The following is a 15,529-nucleotide window of genomic DNA, read 5'->3' as shown; positions in this document are numbered from 1 at the left end:
TGGTCGTCTTTTGAACTTAATTTTTCTGCTTGTAAAAAATAAAAAAATTATTCTCCCAATAATTCCATCAGTTCCAAAGCCCTTTTCGTAGATTTTACATTCTCAAAAGTCAGTAAAAGACGTAAACCATTAGGTGTTTGCTTTTCTTTCATTGTGCAAAGATTACTGTGTTTTTGTACAAATTGTAAAACCTTTCTAAACTTAGACGACTGATAATAATCGGACTGTTGATCGGAGACGAAATAGCCAATCATTTTGCCTTTTTTCATCACTAGTTTTTCAATCCCTACGTTTGTAGCAATCCATTTGATGCGAATACTGTTCATCAGCGCATTCGCACGAGGCGGCATTGGTCCGAAACGGTCAATTAATTTGTTTTGGAAGATAACCAGTTCCGCTTCATTTTTCACACTGCCCAGCTCGTTATATAAACTCAGACGCTCTGTGACATTATTGATATATTCATCGGAAAACAATAATTCAAAATCCGTATCGATTTGTAAATCTTTTACGTATTCCTTCGTTTCAATATCATTCTCTTCCGGATATAAATCCTTGAATTCGTTTTCTTTTAATTCTTCAATAGCTTCGTTCATGATTTTCTGGTAAGTATCAAAACCAATTTCGTTGATGAAACCGCTTTGTTCCCCGCCTAATAAATCTCCCGCACCACGAATTTCAAGATCTTTCATGGCAATATTGAATCCGCTTCCGAGTTCGCTGAACTGCTCTAATGCCTGAATACGTTTTCTGGCATCTTCGGTCATCGACGAATACGGCGGACAAATAAAATAGCAGAAGGCTTTTTTATTGCTTCGCCCTACCCTGCCTCGCATCTGATGCAGGTCTGATAATCCGAAATTATTGGCATTATTGATGAAAATTGTATTGGCATTTGGGACATCCAGACCACTTTCGATGATTGTGGTCGCCACCAGGACATCAAAATCCCCGTTCATGAAACCTAACATCAATTCCTCCAATTTCGCGCCTTCCATCTGTCCGTGACCGATTCCGACCCTGGCATTTGGTACCAGACGCTGAATCATTCCGGCTACTTCTTTAATATTTTCGATTCGGTTATTGATAAAGAAAACCTGCCCGTTACGCTGAATTTCATACGAAATCGCATCACGAATTACTTCTTCACTAAAACCAACCACATTGGTTTCTATCGGATAACGGTTTGGCGGAGGCGTCGTAATCACCGATAAATCACGCGCTGCCATTAACGAAAACTGAAGCGTTCTCGGGATTGGCGTTGCCGTTAAGGTCAGCGTATCGACATTGGCTGCAATCGTTTTGAGCTTGTCTTTTACGTTTACCCCAAACTTTTGCTCTTCATCGACAATCAACAAGCCAAGGTCTTTAAAAACCACATTTTTGTTGACTAATTGGTGTGTTCCAATGACAATATCCAGTTTTCCTTCCGCTAAATCTTTTAAGGTTTGTGCTTTTTGTTTGGCCGTTCTAAAGCGGTTTAAGTACCCTATAGAAACCGGCATATCTTTTAATCTTTCGGTAAAAGTTCTGTAATGCTGGTACGCCAAAATAGTCGTCGGAACCAGAACTGCGACTTGTTTGCTGTTATCTACGGCTTTAAAAGCGGCACGAATCGCCACCTCTGTTTTTCCGAAACCAACATCACCACAAACCAGGCGGTCCATTGGGCGATCGCTTTCCATATCGGCTTTGACCTCCTGTGTCGATTTCGTCTGATCCGGAGTGTCTTCGTAGATAAACGAACTTTCCAATTCATTTTGCAAATAACTGTCCGGTGCAAACTGAAATCCTTTTTCCAAACGACGTTTCGCATACAGCTGAATCAAATTGAAGGCGATATGTTTGACACGCGCTTTGGTTTTTTGTTTTAAAATTTTCCAGGCGTTCGATCCCAGTTTATAAATTTTAGGCGGTGTCCCGTCTTTTCCGTTGTATTTGGAGATTTTATGAAGCGAATGGATGCTTACATACACAATATCATTGTCGGCGTACACCAATTTTATAGCTTCCTGCGTTTTGCCTTCCACCTGAATTTTCTGCAGACCGCCAAATTTTCCTATTCCGTGATCGATATGCGTAACATAATCCCCAACCGAAAGTGCCGTTAATTCTTTTAGCGTAATATTCTGCTTTTTCGAATACCCATTTTTGATGTTGAATTTATGGTAACGTTCAAAAATCTGGTGATCGGTATAAGCTGTAATTTGGTTTTCCTCATCAATAAAACCCTGATATAAGGGCAATACAATAGTATGATATTGTTTGCGAATATTCTCTGAATTGGCTTCATCTAAAGATTCAAAAATATCATGAAAACGTTTGGCCTGCGTTTCATTCGAACAAAACAGATAATTTTTATAGCCGTTAAAATGATTCTCGCTCAGGTTATTCAGCAACAAATCAAATTGCTTATTGAAAGAGGGCTGCGGCTGAATATGAAATTCGAACTTTTTGGTAGTTTTAAAAATAGGTTTTGAAGCCAGTTCTACAACCGAAAAGTCTAATGCACGTTTTATAAATGAAGCCTGATTCAAAAACAATTGTTCCGGACTGGCGTGTTTTATATCTTTCGAAAGTTTGTCAAAAGCTTCTTCGGCCCTTGCGAATTGTTTATCTAACTGCGAAAAAAGTCCGTCTGTATTCTGAATAAAAAGAACCGTTTTTTCTGAAATATAATCTAGGAAACTTTCACGGTTTTCCTGAAATATCTTGTTCTCAACATTCGGGATAATCGTGATTTTTTTATGCGTTTCTACCGACAACTGTGTTTCTACATCAAAACTTCTGATACTGTCTACCTCATTTCCGAAAAATTCAATCCGGTACGGGTGATCATTTGAAAAAGAGAACACGTCGACAATTCCTCCACGAACCGAAAATTCGCCCGGTTCTGTAATAAAATCGACTCTCTTGAATTCATATTCGAATAATACTTCATTGATAAAATCAATGGAGATTTTATCGTTTAAAGCGACTTTTAACGTGTTTTTATCCAGTTGCTGGCGTGTCACCACTTTTTCAAAAAGTGCCTCCGGATACGTCACAATTATCGCCGGTTTTTTACGGGAATTAATTCGGTTTAAAACCTCAGCACGAAGCAGCACATTGGCGTTATCGGTTTCATCTACCTGATACGGACGGCGAAATGAGGCAGGATAAAACAAAACATCCTGTTCACCAATCATTTGTTCGAGGTCATTCAGGTAATACGCCGCTTCTTCTTTATTGTCTAAAACAATTAAAAAAGGCAGTTCGGTTTTCTTAAAAACGGAGCGGATTAGAAAGGATACTGCAGATCCCAGCAAACCGCCAAGATGCATTTTTATCTGATTTCCTTCCAGTAAATTTGATGCAATCTGCTGCGCTTTCGGCAGATTATCATACGTGGTGTATAAGGCGTTTTTACTCAACTTTAGGTAAATTTTGATCTAGTGGCGGTGCCGAATTCGGAATCGCGCGCGTTGTATCTAACATTCTAAGGAAATCGGCTTCTCCTTCTTCTTTCGGGATCTTGGCTTTTTCGACAATTTTGTCCATTTGTCTTTCCAGGGAAACCAATTCCTTATTGATTTCACCAATTAAAAAAATCACTTTCTCATCTGGAATTTGGTTCAAATGAATAAACAGGTCCATCATTTTGATTTTCGTGATCAAAATGGAGATTCTGCTTTTTATCTGAGGAAGATTGAATTGCGCGGGAATATTATTATTTAATAACATTGCTTTGCTGGCGATTGCAGTCGATTTTTTCTGAAATGCCCCAATCGTTTTCTTTGGCTTTTCTCCTATTTCCTTCAAAAAATCGCGCCACTCTGTCCAGACTGCTGCATTTTGCTCCGAGACTTCATTGATGGGTTCATCCATAAAAGTCCAGCCCTTATTGATGTTATTAAAGATGACTTCCTTTTTTTTAGCTTCTTTTTCATATTCTGCACGGCGTTTTTCATCTTCACCCTGACAGGAATTGAGTACAAAAATCAAAAGTAGAAAAAGAGATATTTTATATTTCATTTGGTCAAACATTAAGCTACAAAGTTACAAAGTAAATTTACAATTACGAATTCTGATTTTTGCTAAAGATTCTATAAATCATGGTTATTTTTTTTGCCACTCCCGATAGCTATCGGGATCACGGATTAAACAGATTATTCCTCTGTGTCCGGAAAATTTAACCGCAAAGCACGCAAAGATTTTTATCTTGCCGTAAATTTAGAAAACACAAAGTTCGCAAAGCTTGGTGTTGAATTAGCTTTGCGAACTTTGCGCTTTTTATAAAACGGCTTAATTTTTAAAAATCTTTGCGTACTTTGCGGTTAAATAATTAAAAGCCTCAACGGAGAATAATCCAAAAAAACATCTTTATCATTGTTAAATTTATAATTTGCTCTTCTGAAAAGTAAAAATATTTGCGAAAACGTTATATTTGCCTATCTAAAAAACATCACAAATGAATCCAAAAATATTGATCATTGGCGCGTGCGGTCAAATTGGGACTGAACTGACTCAAAAACTTCGCAAATTATACGGAACCGAAAATGTTGTCGCTTCTGATATCCGAAAATTAAATACGGAGGTTGTTAATTCAGGACCTTTTGAAGTGGTCAATGCGTTGGATTTCAATCAAATTGAACATCTTGTTGAAGTACATAAGATTACGGATATTTATTTGATGGCAGCCCTTTTATCTGCTACCGCCGAAAAAAATCCGGCCTTTGCCTGGGACCTGAATATGAATTCATTATTCCATGTTTTGAATCTGGCCAAAGCAAAAAAAATCCAAAAAATTTTCTGGCCTTCCAGTATTGCCGTTTTTGGCCCGACCACTCCAAAAGAAAATACACCTCAATATACGGTAATGGAACCTTCTACTGTTTATGGAATTAGTAAGCAGGCAGGAGAAAGATGGTGCGAATATTACCACAATATTTATGGTGTTGATGTTCGAAGCATCCGTTATCCGGGTTTAATCAGCTGGTCGACTCCTCCGGGCGGCGGAACTACAGATTATGCTGTTGATATTTTTCACAAAGCGATTGCTGATAAAAAATACGAATGCTTTTTATCATCAGAAACCAAAATGCCAATGATGTATATGGATGATGCTATTGAAGCCACTATCAATATTATGAAGGCTCCGGCGGAAGACATTAAAATACACTCTTCGTACAATTTGGCTGCAATGAGTTTTACGCCAACTGAAATTGCTGCTGAAATTAAAAAACATATTCCGGAATTTGAAATTACATACAATCCGGACTTCCGTCAGAAAATTGCAGACAGCTGGCCCGCGAGTATTGATGATGCAGAAGCGAGAAAAGACTGGGGATGGAAACATACTTTTGATCTGGAATCAATGACCAAAGATATGCTGGAACATTTGGGATAATTTAAAAATCCCTTAACTAATTAAAGCGTATTATTTTAAAAGAAGTTCTTTTAAAATAATACGCTTTTTTTTGTGAAATATATTTATGGTAAAAACATACGGTTGTATAATTTTCTTATTTTTGGCTGCGTTAGAATAATTTCAAATTTATCTAAAATCATCAATCAAATCACAACAAAAATGTTAATCAAATGACAAATTCTTATCATCCTGTTGAACAAAGCAAAAGAACTGCTATTGTCGACATTCTAAGAGGCTGGGCTCTTTTAGGCGTTGCCATCGGAAATTATTCGGACTTCCTGTTTATCGGCGTACCTCACAAATTCAATCACAGTATTTTATCTGAAATACTCATGACGTTTAACCGTTATTTTTTTGCAGCTAAATCCTGGACTTTACTAACGCTGCTATTTGGCTACGGTTTTGCTATTTTAATTAATAATGTTGCCAGTAAAGGCAAAAATCCGGTCACTTTTTTTGCGTGGCGAATGGTTTTACTTTTTGTACTGGCTTTTATTAATTCGTCTTTCTGGCTGGGCGATATCTTAAAAGATTATGCTTTTTTAGGACTTGTCATGTTACTTTTTTACAAATGTTCTGCAAGAACATTAGCCATAATTTCTGCGGTTATTGTTCTTAGCATTCCTTTTGTCATGGCTTATGTCAACGGCTTTAAAATCGAACATCCGGAAATAGCTACTAATCCCGAATATTTAAAATTGTATCATTCCGGAAACTGGCTGGATTTTTTCAGGTTTAATCTGCTCGCTTCTTTTTACGAACAAATCATTATTCCAGGCTATGCTATTACGGCACATCTTATCATGTTTGCCTGTATGCTTTTTGGCTTTTTACTTCAGAAAATAGACTTTTTTAATCGTTTAAACGACCTGAAAAAGTTGTTAAAACGTGTACTGTGGATCAGTTTGACTGTAGCCATAATCATTGGAGTGTGTTTTAACTTAATCATTTTCTACAAAGAAGTCGCTGTTTTCAAAATCTTTCACCCACTTTACTGGCTTGTTCTTAGCACCATGATTTTTATAGCTACGGGAATTTCGTTGTTGTACACTAATGGTAAGCTTAAAACTATTTTCAGTTATTTTAGTGCCGGCGGAAAAATGACCTTAACGAATTATATCGCCCAAAATATTTTAGCTGCTTTTATTTTTTCGGGAATCGGCCTTGGAATAGGAGATGCAATGCCCTACTGGTTTTACTTTTGCCTGGCAGTATTTATTTTTATCGTTCAGCTGTTTATAAGCAAATGGTGGCTGTCCAAATACAATTATGGCCCAATCGAATGGTTATGGCGATCTGCCAGTTATCGAAAAGTATTTCCGTTTAAGAAAACAGAAACTGTTGCTGCTACAGAAGTAAAAACAGTATAATATCCTAAGATAAATTTGAAAAAAGAAAAGCCCTTAAATCATTTAAGGGCTTTTACTTTATAGGTGTTTATGTTATTATTTCACTTCATACACATTATTGGCAGCTTTCACATCCGCCATTAATCCGCTTGGGTCTATGGTGATTTTTTTGATCGCTGTTTTGCTTTTGTCTATTGTAAAACTATAGTTGGATTGCGCCCAGGCCCAGTCATCTAAAACGGTTCTTTTTACGTTTGGATTTGGATTTGGCTTAATGAAATTCATCATTCTTAACGGAATATAAAAACTTTCTGAAGTGCCATCCGTATATTCAACTGTCAAATCAATCGGCATTGGCATTCTTCCGATTCTTTCTAAGGTTACAGTTGTTTTACCTGAGTTATCAGCAACATCTTTGATTCCGTAATCAATCGTATTTGCGGTTTGCGTCCAGTCCACTAAATACCAGTCCAGTTCTGCACCGGAAACTCTTTCCGCTGTTCTTTTGATGTCATTTGGAGAAGGATGTTTGAATTTAAAATCGTTGAAATATCTTTTTAAGGTCGCATCCAGATTCTCCTGTCCAATTACATACACTAACTGCGAAAGGAAAATACTTCCTTTTACATAAGAAGAGATACTGTAAGGCCTGTTCTCATCATAACGGTCGCCATGAGTGGTTTGTGGCTGCTCTTTTCCTGATGAAACCAGACTGTAATAGGCATTATAGTTTCCTTTAAACGGATTTTCTACTTTTTTATCACCTGCCAGCTCATTCAAAGCGCTGTCTTCGATGTACGTGGTAAAACCTTCATCCATCCACGGGTGTTTTGATTCGTTTGAAGCGAGAATATGCTGAAACCAGGAATGTCCTAATTCGTGTGTAGCAGTTCCTAAAATCCCTTCAAGAGTTCCGTTTCCTAACATCAAAGTACACATCGCATACTCCATTCCGCCATCGCCACCCTGAATAAAAGAGTATTGTTTGTACGGATATGCGCCCACTTTATGATTGTAATAATCCATTACTTTCACCATCAATGGCTCGAGTTTTTTCCAGTTTCCAGCTACTTTCGGGGTGTTTTTATAGAAGAAATGCAAATCGACATCGTTTGGTCCTTTTACAATATCATGTGCATATTCTTTGTCTGCCGCCCAGGTAAAATCGTGAACGTTTGGTGCAATAAAATGCCATGTTAAAGTCTTGGTCTTTTTAGGGTAGGTAACCGTTACGCCTGCATCCTGATATCCGTGACCTATTTCATTTTTATCCTGTAAATACCCGGAACCGCCAATTGTATAAGCTGCGTCGATTGTAATTTTCACATCAAAATTTCCCCAAACGCCATGAAATTCGCGCGCAATATAAGGATCCGCATGCCATCCTTCGAAATCAAATTCGGCTAACTTAGGATACCATTGCGACATGGATAATTCTATTCCTTCAGAATTGTTTCTTCCCGAACGGCGAATCTGAACCGGAACCTGCCCGTCAAAATCTAACGTAAAAGTCGTTTTAGAATTCGGTAAAATTGGTTTGGCCAGCGTTACCTCAAGTATAGTTCCTGAGGTTCTTGTCTGAGCGGTTTCACCATCTTGTTTGAAATTCGTGATTTTTAGAAATCCTGTTTCATTTGGCTTTAAAGTTTCAATTCGGCTTTGCTTTGTTTCTTTGCCATCGGCGCCTTTTACTTTAGTCACCATTCTTCCGTCCGGATCTTTTATCGTATGCAAACGCGCGTCCATTTCACTTCCCGGCTGAAAAGCATTTGGATATAAATGATAAAATACTTTTTTTAATGTATCAGCAGAATTGTTGGTATACACCAATTCCTGTTTCCCCTTATACTGATAGTTTTTCACATCCATCGAAACCTCCATTTTATAGTCGGCATGTTGCTGCCAGTAAGGAGTATTTTGGGCAAAAGCAGCGTTTAAACCAAAACTCAGAAAAGAAAGTAGAATAATTTTTTGCATCTTTATTTAAATAAAAAAATGGAAGAGTGTTCACTCTTCCATCGGATTAGTAATTTATTTTTCTATTTTTTTGACATTTTTTCAGCCATCAATAAAGCATTATAAGCGTTTACCATTTTACCCGTCTTAGAAGATTCCGAAGAAGAAACAGCTACAGGTTTTTCATTTGGATTTGGATTTTCACCCAAAACTACCTTTGCAGGAAGCAAAACCCCTGAATCCATCAGGATGTGTTTTACCTGCGAAGCTTTTAATTTTGGATAATAAGAACGTATCAGAGCTGCAACTCCGGCTGCATTAGGCGAAGCCATAGAAGTTCCCTGCAAATATTTGTATTTGTTGTTTGGCACTGTTGCGTAAATTTCTTCTCCCGGAGCAAAAACATCTACATTTATTTTTCCGAAGTTTGAAAATCCGGCTACTACATTTTCGCCATAGGCTTTATTGATTGCACCAATTGTAAGCACATTATCTGCAAATTCTTTGATGTTGTCCTCTGCATCATTAGGGAAATTGATATTTTTTGTCTCATCAATGTTAGAACCGTCATTACCTGCAGCATGCACAATTAAAACATCTTTTTTAGCCGCATATTTGATCGCATCATACACCCATTGTTTGTGAGGGGAAAAGCTTTTTCCGAAACTTCCATTGATTACTTTTGCACCATTGTCTACTGCATAACGAATTGCCAATGCAATATCCTTATCGTATTCATCTCCATCAGGAACGGCTCTTACGGTTAGGATTTCAACATTGTTCGTTATACCGTCGCCACCTAAATCATTATGACGGATTTGCGCAATAATTCCCGCAACGTGAGTTCCGTGAAGTGCTTTTTCTTTGTCCGGACCAAAAACAATGTTATTTCCGTAATGGTTGTCTTTGATATCTTCAGGATTATCTCCTACGACTTTTCTTCCGTCGTATTCTTTGTTTAGATTGTAATTTAACTGATCGTAAACCTGCTCACTATAGTCTTTTAGTTCCGCTTCCGGATCAAAAGTAGGTCCTGCATTGGTAAAAATCTGTGTCATGATGCTTTTACTTTGCAGTACTTTGGGATCTGTTGAAGTAATCGCAGCTAAATCCTCCAGTTTGTAAGTCGTTTTATTTAACTCTTTTTTAATCGTATTGTGAACATCAAGTAAAAAGTCAACCTGTTGTTTATCCTGTAACGCTTTTTCGTATTTTTCGTTGTACTGTGCTAAAGCATTTTTATATTCAGCAGATCCGTTGTCTCCTTTTTTAACAACACGGGTCATCTCAAGGTTTTCATGAACAGCATTGCCAAGAAAATTCCAGCCGTGAACATCATCGATAAAACCATTTTTATCATCATCGATCCCGTTACCCGCAATTTCTTTAGCGTTGGTCCAGATCATTCCTTTCAAATCTTCGTGTTCAATATCAACACCGGAATCTACAATACCAACAATTACTTTGTTACCCTTTTTCCCCTGAAGTAGTTCAGCATAGGCTTTATCAACACTCATTCCGGGAATCGTATCTTTTACAAGATCCAGATGACTCCATCTTTTTAAATCGTTTTCTGTAACCGGGGCTTTTTTTACAATCGCTAAAGGTACGGTGATTGCCTCTTTAGGAGCTGAAGTTTGTGCTTGTAAAGTGGCGCCTCCACCTGCTAAAATAAGCAATGCAAAGGCAGATAAAGTAATAGGTTTTATAGGACTCATGTATCTATTTTTAATGTATAAAGTTAAAAGTTGCGACTAAATTATGCTTTTTTGTTACAAAAAACTAACCATTAACACTGCGTTATGATTTTTAACCGTCAAGGAATTTAACATAGGGCAGGTTTTTTATGTTTTAAAATTTTCTTTTAAAGGATTTCTTCGCAAGTAAAAACATCTTTTAACCGAACTCCTTTTTCGGTATGTTCTACCGTTATAATCTGGTTGTGTGCATCATGTTCGAGAAACAAATAATACTTATGGTCTGCAGCTGCATTTAAGAATTTTGATTTCTCCGGCATTGTCAACAAAGGTCTTGTATCATAACCCATCACATAAGGCAGCGGAATGTGTCCGGCAGTTGCCAGTAAATCGGCACAAAATACAATAGTTTTGTCCTGATACCTGATATGTGGAATCATCTGTTTTTCGGTATGTCCGTCAACGTAGAAAATTTCAAAACCCAACTCTTCTGAAAAACCATAATCACTATTGGGCCTTTGAATAAAATTCAGTTGACCGCTTTCCTGCATCGGTAAAATATTCTCAGCTAAAAAGGACGCTTTTTCCCGGGCGTTGGGTTTTGTTGCCCATTCCCAATGATTTTCGTTTGTCCAGTATCTGGCATTTTTAAAAGCGGGTTCGTACCCTGTTTTGTCAGCGTTCCATTGTACACTGCCTCCACAATGATCAAAATGAAGATGTGTCATAAAAACATCCGTAATATCATCCCGCTGAAAGCCATATTTTGCAAGCGATTTGTCGATCGAGTGCGATCCCCAAAGCGAATAATACCCAAAAAACTTTTCTGATTGTTTTTCTCCCATTCCGGTATCAATCAAAATGAGGCGATTCCCGTCTTCAATGAGCAGACAGCGTGCTGCAATATCAATCAGATTATTGTTATCGGCAGGATTCGTTTTATTCCAGATGGTTTTGGGAACAACACCAAACATCGCGCCTCCGTCCAATTTAAAATTTCCGGATTCTATAGGGTAAAGTTTCATGAGCTTGAATTTCTATTAGTAAAACAAAGCTAGGAAATTGGATTTCCTTATACTACAAATTCACCTTCAAAAACGCAATCTTTCTTATTTGCGGCAAAAGAAATAAAAAAAAACCACCACGACCCGAACGATAGCAAACAAGCGCAACAATTTCAATAATTTAGAACCGCCCCTGTAAAATGAAATTCATGAATTTATTTTAACTAAAACAAAAATTCGTGCATCCCGATAGCTATCGGGAGTGGCAAAACAAAAATTGAGAATGTTGCTATAAAACTATAAACCAAAGAACATAAAGCCTGCTGACAGAATTATTATATAACTTCTCTCTATTTTAACATTTGTTATATTAATGTGAACCATTATGGAAAAAGGTTTTTAAGTCGTATCTTTGCAGATAATTTCATTTCAACATTGAAAGACAGTACTTTAAAATGTAATCATTTCATTACTATTTTAAATACAGCTTAAAATAAAAGAAAAGATAAATACTATAAACACAATGATAAAAGTTTCTGATACAGCCAAAAAGAAAATCATCGACCTGATGAAAGATGATGGTTTTGATGCCGCTCAAGACTACGTACGCGTAGGCGTAAAAAGCGGAGGATGCTCTGGTTTGTCATATGATTTAAAATTTGATAAAACGAAAGGCGACGACGATAAAATATTTGTAGACAACGACATAACAATTGCAGTTGAAAAAAAATCATTTCTGTATTTAGCCGGGACAATTCTTGAATTCTCCGGAGGATTAAATGGAAAAGGTTTTGTGTTTAATAATCCAAATGCAAGCAGAACCTGTGGTTGCGGAGAATCTTTTTCTCTATAAATCAAACGAATTTATAAAAGCAAAAATTTAAACGCTTAAGAAAACTAATTTCTTATAACGTTTTAAAAAAGAAAAAAATGTCAAAATACACTGAAGACGATTTAAAAATCGAACTCGAAACCAAAGAATACGAATACGGATTTTATACTAATATCGAATCGGAAACATTCCCTATTGGTTTAAATGAAGATATTGTTCGCGCTATTTCTCTTAAAAAAGAAGAACCTCAATGGATGACCGACTGGCGCATCGAGGCTTTTCGTGCCTGGAAAGAAATGATCGAACCGGAATGGGCCAATGTACATTATACCAAACCCGATTTTCAGGCCATTTCTTATTATTCCGCTCCAAAACAGGTAGATCCAAACAAAACGCTGGATGATGTAGATCCGGAACTTTTAGAAATGTACAAAAAGCTGGGAATCTCTGTCGATGAGCAAAAAATGATGAACAATGTCGCTATGGACATTGTGGTCGATTCTGTTTCTGTGGCTACGACTTTCAAAAAAACACTGGCAGAAAAAGGAATTATTTTCTGTCCGATTTCTGAAGCCATCAAAGAACATCCTGAATTAGTACGTAAATATTTAGGAAGCGTTGTACCTCAAAAGGACAACTTCTACGCAGCCTTAAACTCAGCCGTTTTCTCTGACGGAAGTTTCTGTTATATTCCAAAAGGCGTTCGTTGCCCAATGGAACTTTCCACTTATTTCAGGATCAATCAGGCCGGAACAGGACAATTCGAAAGAACCCTTGTTATTGCCGACGAAGGAAGTTACGTTTCATACCTTGAAGGTTGTACGGCTCCAAGCCGCGATGAAAATCAATTGCACGCTGCTGTAGTAGAATTAATCGCTATGGATGATGCTGAAATTAAATATTCTACCGTTCAGAACTGGTTCCCCGGAAACAAAGAAGGAAAAGGTGGAGTGTATAACTTCGTTACCAAAAGAGGTTTATGCGAAACAAACGCTAAAATTTCATGGACACAGGTTGAAACAGGTTCAGCTGTAACGTGGAAATATCCTTCCTGTGTATTAAAAGGAGATAATTCGGTTGGGGAATTTTACTCCATTGCCGTAACCAATAACCACCAACAAGCAGATACCGGAACTAAAATGATCCATTTAGGTAAAAACACTAAATCGACTATTATTTCAAAAGGTATCTCAGCCGGTAAATCACAAAACAGTTACCGTGGACTAGTGCAAATTAGCCCGAGAGCCGAAAATGCAAGGAACTTTTCGCAATGCGACTCTTTATTAATGGGTAATAATTGCGGGGCACATACTTTCCCTTACATCGAAAGCAAAAATCCTTCGGCCAAAATAGAACACGAAGCCACTACCAGTAAAATCGGAGAAGATCAGGTTTTTTACTGCAACCAGAGAGGTATTCCGACAGAAAAAGCGATTGCCTTAATTGTAAACGGTTTCAGTAAAGATGTACTGAACAAATTACCAATGGAATTTGCGGTTGAAGCTCAAAAATTATTAGAGATTTCTTTGGAAGGATCTGTTGGATAAGAAAAAACAAGAATTATGGATATCATCTTAAAAAATGTAAAGAAAAAAGATTTTCCAGTTTTAAAATCACTGGCAAAATCTCTTGGTTTTGAAATTGTTGAAGAAAATGAAAAACCATATAATTCAAAGTTTGTAAAAGAAATTCTTGAAGCGGAAAAAAGTATTGAAGAAGGAAAAGGAATTAAAATAAAAATTGAAGATTTGTGGAAATAATTTATTCTGAAAAGGCACAAAAAGATATTCTTTTTTGGAAGAAATCAGGAAACAAATCAATAATGAAAAAAATCACAAGTTTAATTGAAGACATTTTAATTCATCCTTATGAAGGACTGGGAAAACCAGAACAATTAAAATACGAATTATCTGGAAGATGGTCAAGAAGAATCGATAAAGAACATCGAATAATATATAGAATAACAGAAGAAAACAATATCGAAATACTCAATATCCTTTCTATGAAAGGACATTACGAATAAGTATTAATGGAAAACAAATCAGTCATCATTTTAGGTTCTTCCCGAAAAAACGGAAACACCACTAAAATTGTAGATCAAATCGCTAAAGATGCTGCAACAGATGTAATTAATTTGAGCGATTATACTATTTCCTATTATGATTATGAAAGCAAAAACATAGATGATGATTTTTTGCCTTTGATAAGAGGAATACTCGAAAAGTATGATACTTTGATTTTTGCGACTCCTATATATTGGTACAATATGAGTGGAATAATGAAGGTTTTCTTTGATCGTTTTTCGGATTTAATCCGAATTGAAAAAGAAACCGGAAGAAAACTCAGAGGAAAGAAAATTGCGGTGATCTCCAATTCACATGACAATGAAATTGAAGAGAGTTTTTACATACCGTTCAAAAAATCAGCCGATTATTTAGGCATGGAATATTTAGGGCACGCGCATTTTAATGCCAACATCCTGAACCAGACAACAAAAATAGAATTGACATTTATATAAAATAAAAAAAAACAATGTTATCAATAAAAAACCTTCACGCCTCAATTGGTGATAAAGAAATCCTAAAAGGAATTAACATAGAAGTAAAAGCTGGCGAAGTACATGCTATCATGGGGCCAAACGGTTCCGGAAAAAGTACACTTTCGGCTGTAATTGCCGGAAACGAAAACTACGAAGTTACGGACGGACAGGTTTTCCTTGACGGGGAAGATCTTGCCGATTTGGCTCCGGAAGAAAGAGCACACAAAGGAGTTTTCCTTTCTTTTCAATATCCGGTAGAAATTCCCGGAGTAAGTGTAACGAACTTCATGAAAACGGCGATCAACGAAACGCGTAAAGCAAACGGTCAGGCAGAAATGCCGGCTAATGAAATGCTAAAAGTAATTCGTGAGAAATCTGAATTATTGGAAATCGATCGTAAATTTTTATCCCGTTCTTTAAACGAAGGTTTTTCAGGTGGTGAGAAAAAAAGAAACGAAATTTTTCAGATGGCCATGTTAGAGCCAAAATTAGCTATCCTTGACGAAACCGATTCCGGTCTTGATATTGATGCCTTAAGAATTGTTGCTAACGGAGTTAACAAATTGAAAAGCGAGAAAAACGCGATTATCGTGATCACGCACTACCAACGTTTGTTAGATTATATCGTTCCGGATTTCGTTCACGTTTTATACAACGGAAGAATCGTAAAATCAGGCGGAAAAGAACTGGCGTACGAACTGGAAGAAAAAGGATACGACTGGATTAAAGCAGAAAACTAGTT

Annotated in this window: 13 protein-coding genes; 8 read left to right on the top strand and 5 right to left on the bottom strand. The window is 37.0% G+C overall.

Annotated elements, in window-relative coordinates:
• Nucleotides 1–47: 47 nt before the first annotated feature.
• Both mfd and GJU43_RS07415 read right to left on the bottom strand, forming a co-directional pair.
• Nucleotides 48–3,413 (bottom strand): transcription-repair coupling factor, encoded by a 3,366-nt coding sequence (mfd, locus tag GJU43_RS07420; RefSeq protein ID WP_154340154.1) that lies wholly within the window; start codon nucleotides 3,411–3,413, stop codon nucleotides 48–50.
• Nucleotides 3,406–4,014: a hypothetical protein gene (locus GJU43_RS07415; RefSeq protein WP_154340153.1), complete on the bottom strand. Its 609-nt coding sequence runs from the start codon at nucleotides 4,012–4,014 to the stop codon at nucleotides 3,406–3,408. The genes mfd and GJU43_RS07415 overlap by 8 nt, the downstream gene beginning before the upstream one ends.
• A gap of 436 nt (nucleotides 4,015–4,450) precedes the next feature.
• On the opposite strand from GJU43_RS07415, the gene GJU43_RS07410 reads away from it, so the two are divergent.
• Nucleotides 4,451–5,389: an L-threonine 3-dehydrogenase gene (locus tag GJU43_RS07410; RefSeq protein ID WP_154340152.1), complete on the top strand. Its 939-nt coding sequence runs from the start codon at nucleotides 4,451–4,453 to the stop codon at nucleotides 5,387–5,389.
• 191 nt (nucleotides 5,390–5,580) lie between these two features.
• The gene (locus tag GJU43_RS07405) at nucleotides 5,581–6,780 is read left to right on the top strand and encodes a DUF418 domain-containing protein (RefSeq protein WP_154340151.1); all 1,200 of its coding nucleotides are present in this window, start codon (nucleotides 5,581–5,583) and stop codon (nucleotides 6,778–6,780) included.
• A 75-nt stretch (nucleotides 6,781–6,855) separates the two neighbouring features.
• On the opposite strand, the gene GJU43_RS07400 is transcribed toward GJU43_RS07405, so the two are convergent.
• The 3 genes from GJU43_RS07400 to GJU43_RS07390 form a co-directional block, all read right to left on the bottom strand.
• Nucleotides 6,856–8,736, bottom strand: a complete 1,881-nt coding sequence (locus GJU43_RS07400; protein WP_154340150.1) for a M1 family metallopeptidase — start codon at nucleotides 8,734–8,736, stop codon at nucleotides 6,856–6,858.
• 62 nt (nucleotides 8,737–8,798) lie between these two features.
• A complete protein-coding gene (locus GJU43_RS07395) occupies nucleotides 8,799–10,433 on the bottom strand; it encodes a S8 family peptidase (protein WP_154340149.1) in 1,635 nt (544 codons plus the stop codon).
• 146 nt (nucleotides 10,434–10,579) lie between these two features.
• Entirely contained in the window at nucleotides 10,580–11,437 is an 858-nt protein-coding gene (locus tag GJU43_RS07390; RefSeq protein WP_154340148.1) for an MBL fold metallo-hydrolase, read from the bottom strand.
• 502 nt (nucleotides 11,438–11,939) lie between these two features.
• Here GJU43_RS07390 and GJU43_RS07385 point away from each other — a divergent pair.
• The 6 genes from GJU43_RS07385 to sufC all read left to right on the top strand — a co-directional run bounded on the left by GJU43_RS07385 (nucleotide 11,940) and on the right by sufC (nucleotide 15,527).
• Nucleotides 11,940–12,269 carry an iron-sulfur cluster assembly accessory protein gene (locus GJU43_RS07385; RefSeq protein WP_059114664.1) on the top strand — a complete coding sequence of 110 codons (330 nt, stop codon included), beginning with the start codon at nucleotides 11,940–11,942 and terminating at the stop codon, nucleotides 12,267–12,269.
• A 77-nt stretch (nucleotides 12,270–12,346) separates the two neighbouring features.
• Nucleotides 12,347–13,795, top strand: a complete 1,449-nt coding sequence (sufB, locus tag GJU43_RS07380; protein ID WP_154340147.1) for a Fe-S cluster assembly protein SufB — start codon at nucleotides 12,347–12,349, stop codon at nucleotides 13,793–13,795.
• A 15-nt stretch (nucleotides 13,796–13,810) separates the two neighbouring features.
• The gene (locus GJU43_RS07375) at nucleotides 13,811–14,008 is read left to right on the top strand and encodes a DUF2683 family protein (RefSeq protein WP_154340146.1); all 198 of its coding nucleotides are present in this window, start codon (nucleotides 13,811–13,813) and stop codon (nucleotides 14,006–14,008) included.
• Complete coding sequence (locus GJU43_RS07370) at nucleotides 13,999–14,271, top strand: Txe/YoeB family addiction module toxin (protein WP_132032510.1); 273 nt, start codon at nucleotides 13,999–14,001, stop codon at nucleotides 14,269–14,271. The genes GJU43_RS07375 and GJU43_RS07370 overlap by 10 nt, the downstream gene beginning before the upstream one ends.
• A 6-nt stretch (nucleotides 14,272–14,277) precedes the next feature.
• Nucleotides 14,278–14,766, top strand: a complete 489-nt coding sequence (locus GJU43_RS07365; RefSeq protein ID WP_154340145.1) for a flavodoxin family protein — start codon at nucleotides 14,278–14,280, stop codon at nucleotides 14,764–14,766.
• A 14-nt stretch (nucleotides 14,767–14,780) separates the two neighbouring features.
• Nucleotides 14,781–15,527: a Fe-S cluster assembly ATPase SufC gene (gene sufC / locus GJU43_RS07360; protein WP_154340144.1), complete on the top strand. Its 747-nt coding sequence runs from the start codon at nucleotides 14,781–14,783 to the stop codon at nucleotides 15,525–15,527.
• Nucleotides 15,528–15,529: the final 2 nt, after the last annotated feature.

It is taken from the genome of Flavobacterium sp. LC2016-23, from assembly GCF_009674775.1.
Classification (GTDB): Bacteria; Bacteroidota; Bacteroidia; order Flavobacteriales; family Flavobacteriaceae; genus Flavobacterium.
The sequence above is the reverse complement of the archived record's forward strand: the minus strand, read 5'-3'. Positions and strand labels throughout refer to the sequence as shown.

Coding starts and splice junctions, on each gene's coding strand:
- GJU43_RS07415 (WP_154340153.1), bottom strand. CDS start 4,014: ATGAAATATAAAATATCTCTTTTTCTACTTTTGATTTTTGTACTCAAT.
- GJU43_RS07410 (WP_154340152.1), top strand. CDS start 4,451: ATGAATCCAAAAATATTGATCATTGGCGCGTGCGGTCAAATTGGGACT.
- GJU43_RS07405 (WP_154340151.1), top strand. CDS start 5,581: ATGACAAATTCTTATCATCCTGTTGAACAAAGCAAAAGAACTGCTATT.
- GJU43_RS07400 (WP_154340150.1), bottom strand. CDS start 8,736: ATGCAAAAAATTATTCTACTTTCTTTTCTGAGTTTTGGTTTAAACGCT.
- GJU43_RS07395 (WP_154340149.1), bottom strand. CDS start 10,433: ATGAGTCCTATAAAACCTATTACTTTATCTGCCTTTGCATTGCTTATT.
- GJU43_RS07390 (WP_154340148.1), bottom strand. CDS start 11,437: ATGAAACTTTACCCTATAGAATCCGGAAATTTTAAATTGGACGGAGGC.
- GJU43_RS07385 (WP_059114664.1), top strand. CDS start 11,940: ATGATAAAAGTTTCTGATACAGCCAAAAAGAAAATCATCGACCTGATG.
- sufB (WP_154340147.1), top strand. CDS start 12,347: ATGTCAAAATACACTGAAGACGATTTAAAAATCGAACTCGAAACCAAA.
- GJU43_RS07375 (WP_154340146.1), top strand. CDS start 13,811: ATGGATATCATCTTAAAAAATGTAAAGAAAAAAGATTTTCCAGTTTTA.
- GJU43_RS07365 (WP_154340145.1), top strand. CDS start 14,278: ATGGAAAACAAATCAGTCATCATTTTAGGTTCTTCCCGAAAAAACGGA.
- sufC (WP_154340144.1), top strand. CDS start 14,781: ATGTTATCAATAAAAAACCTTCACGCCTCAATTGGTGATAAAGAAATC.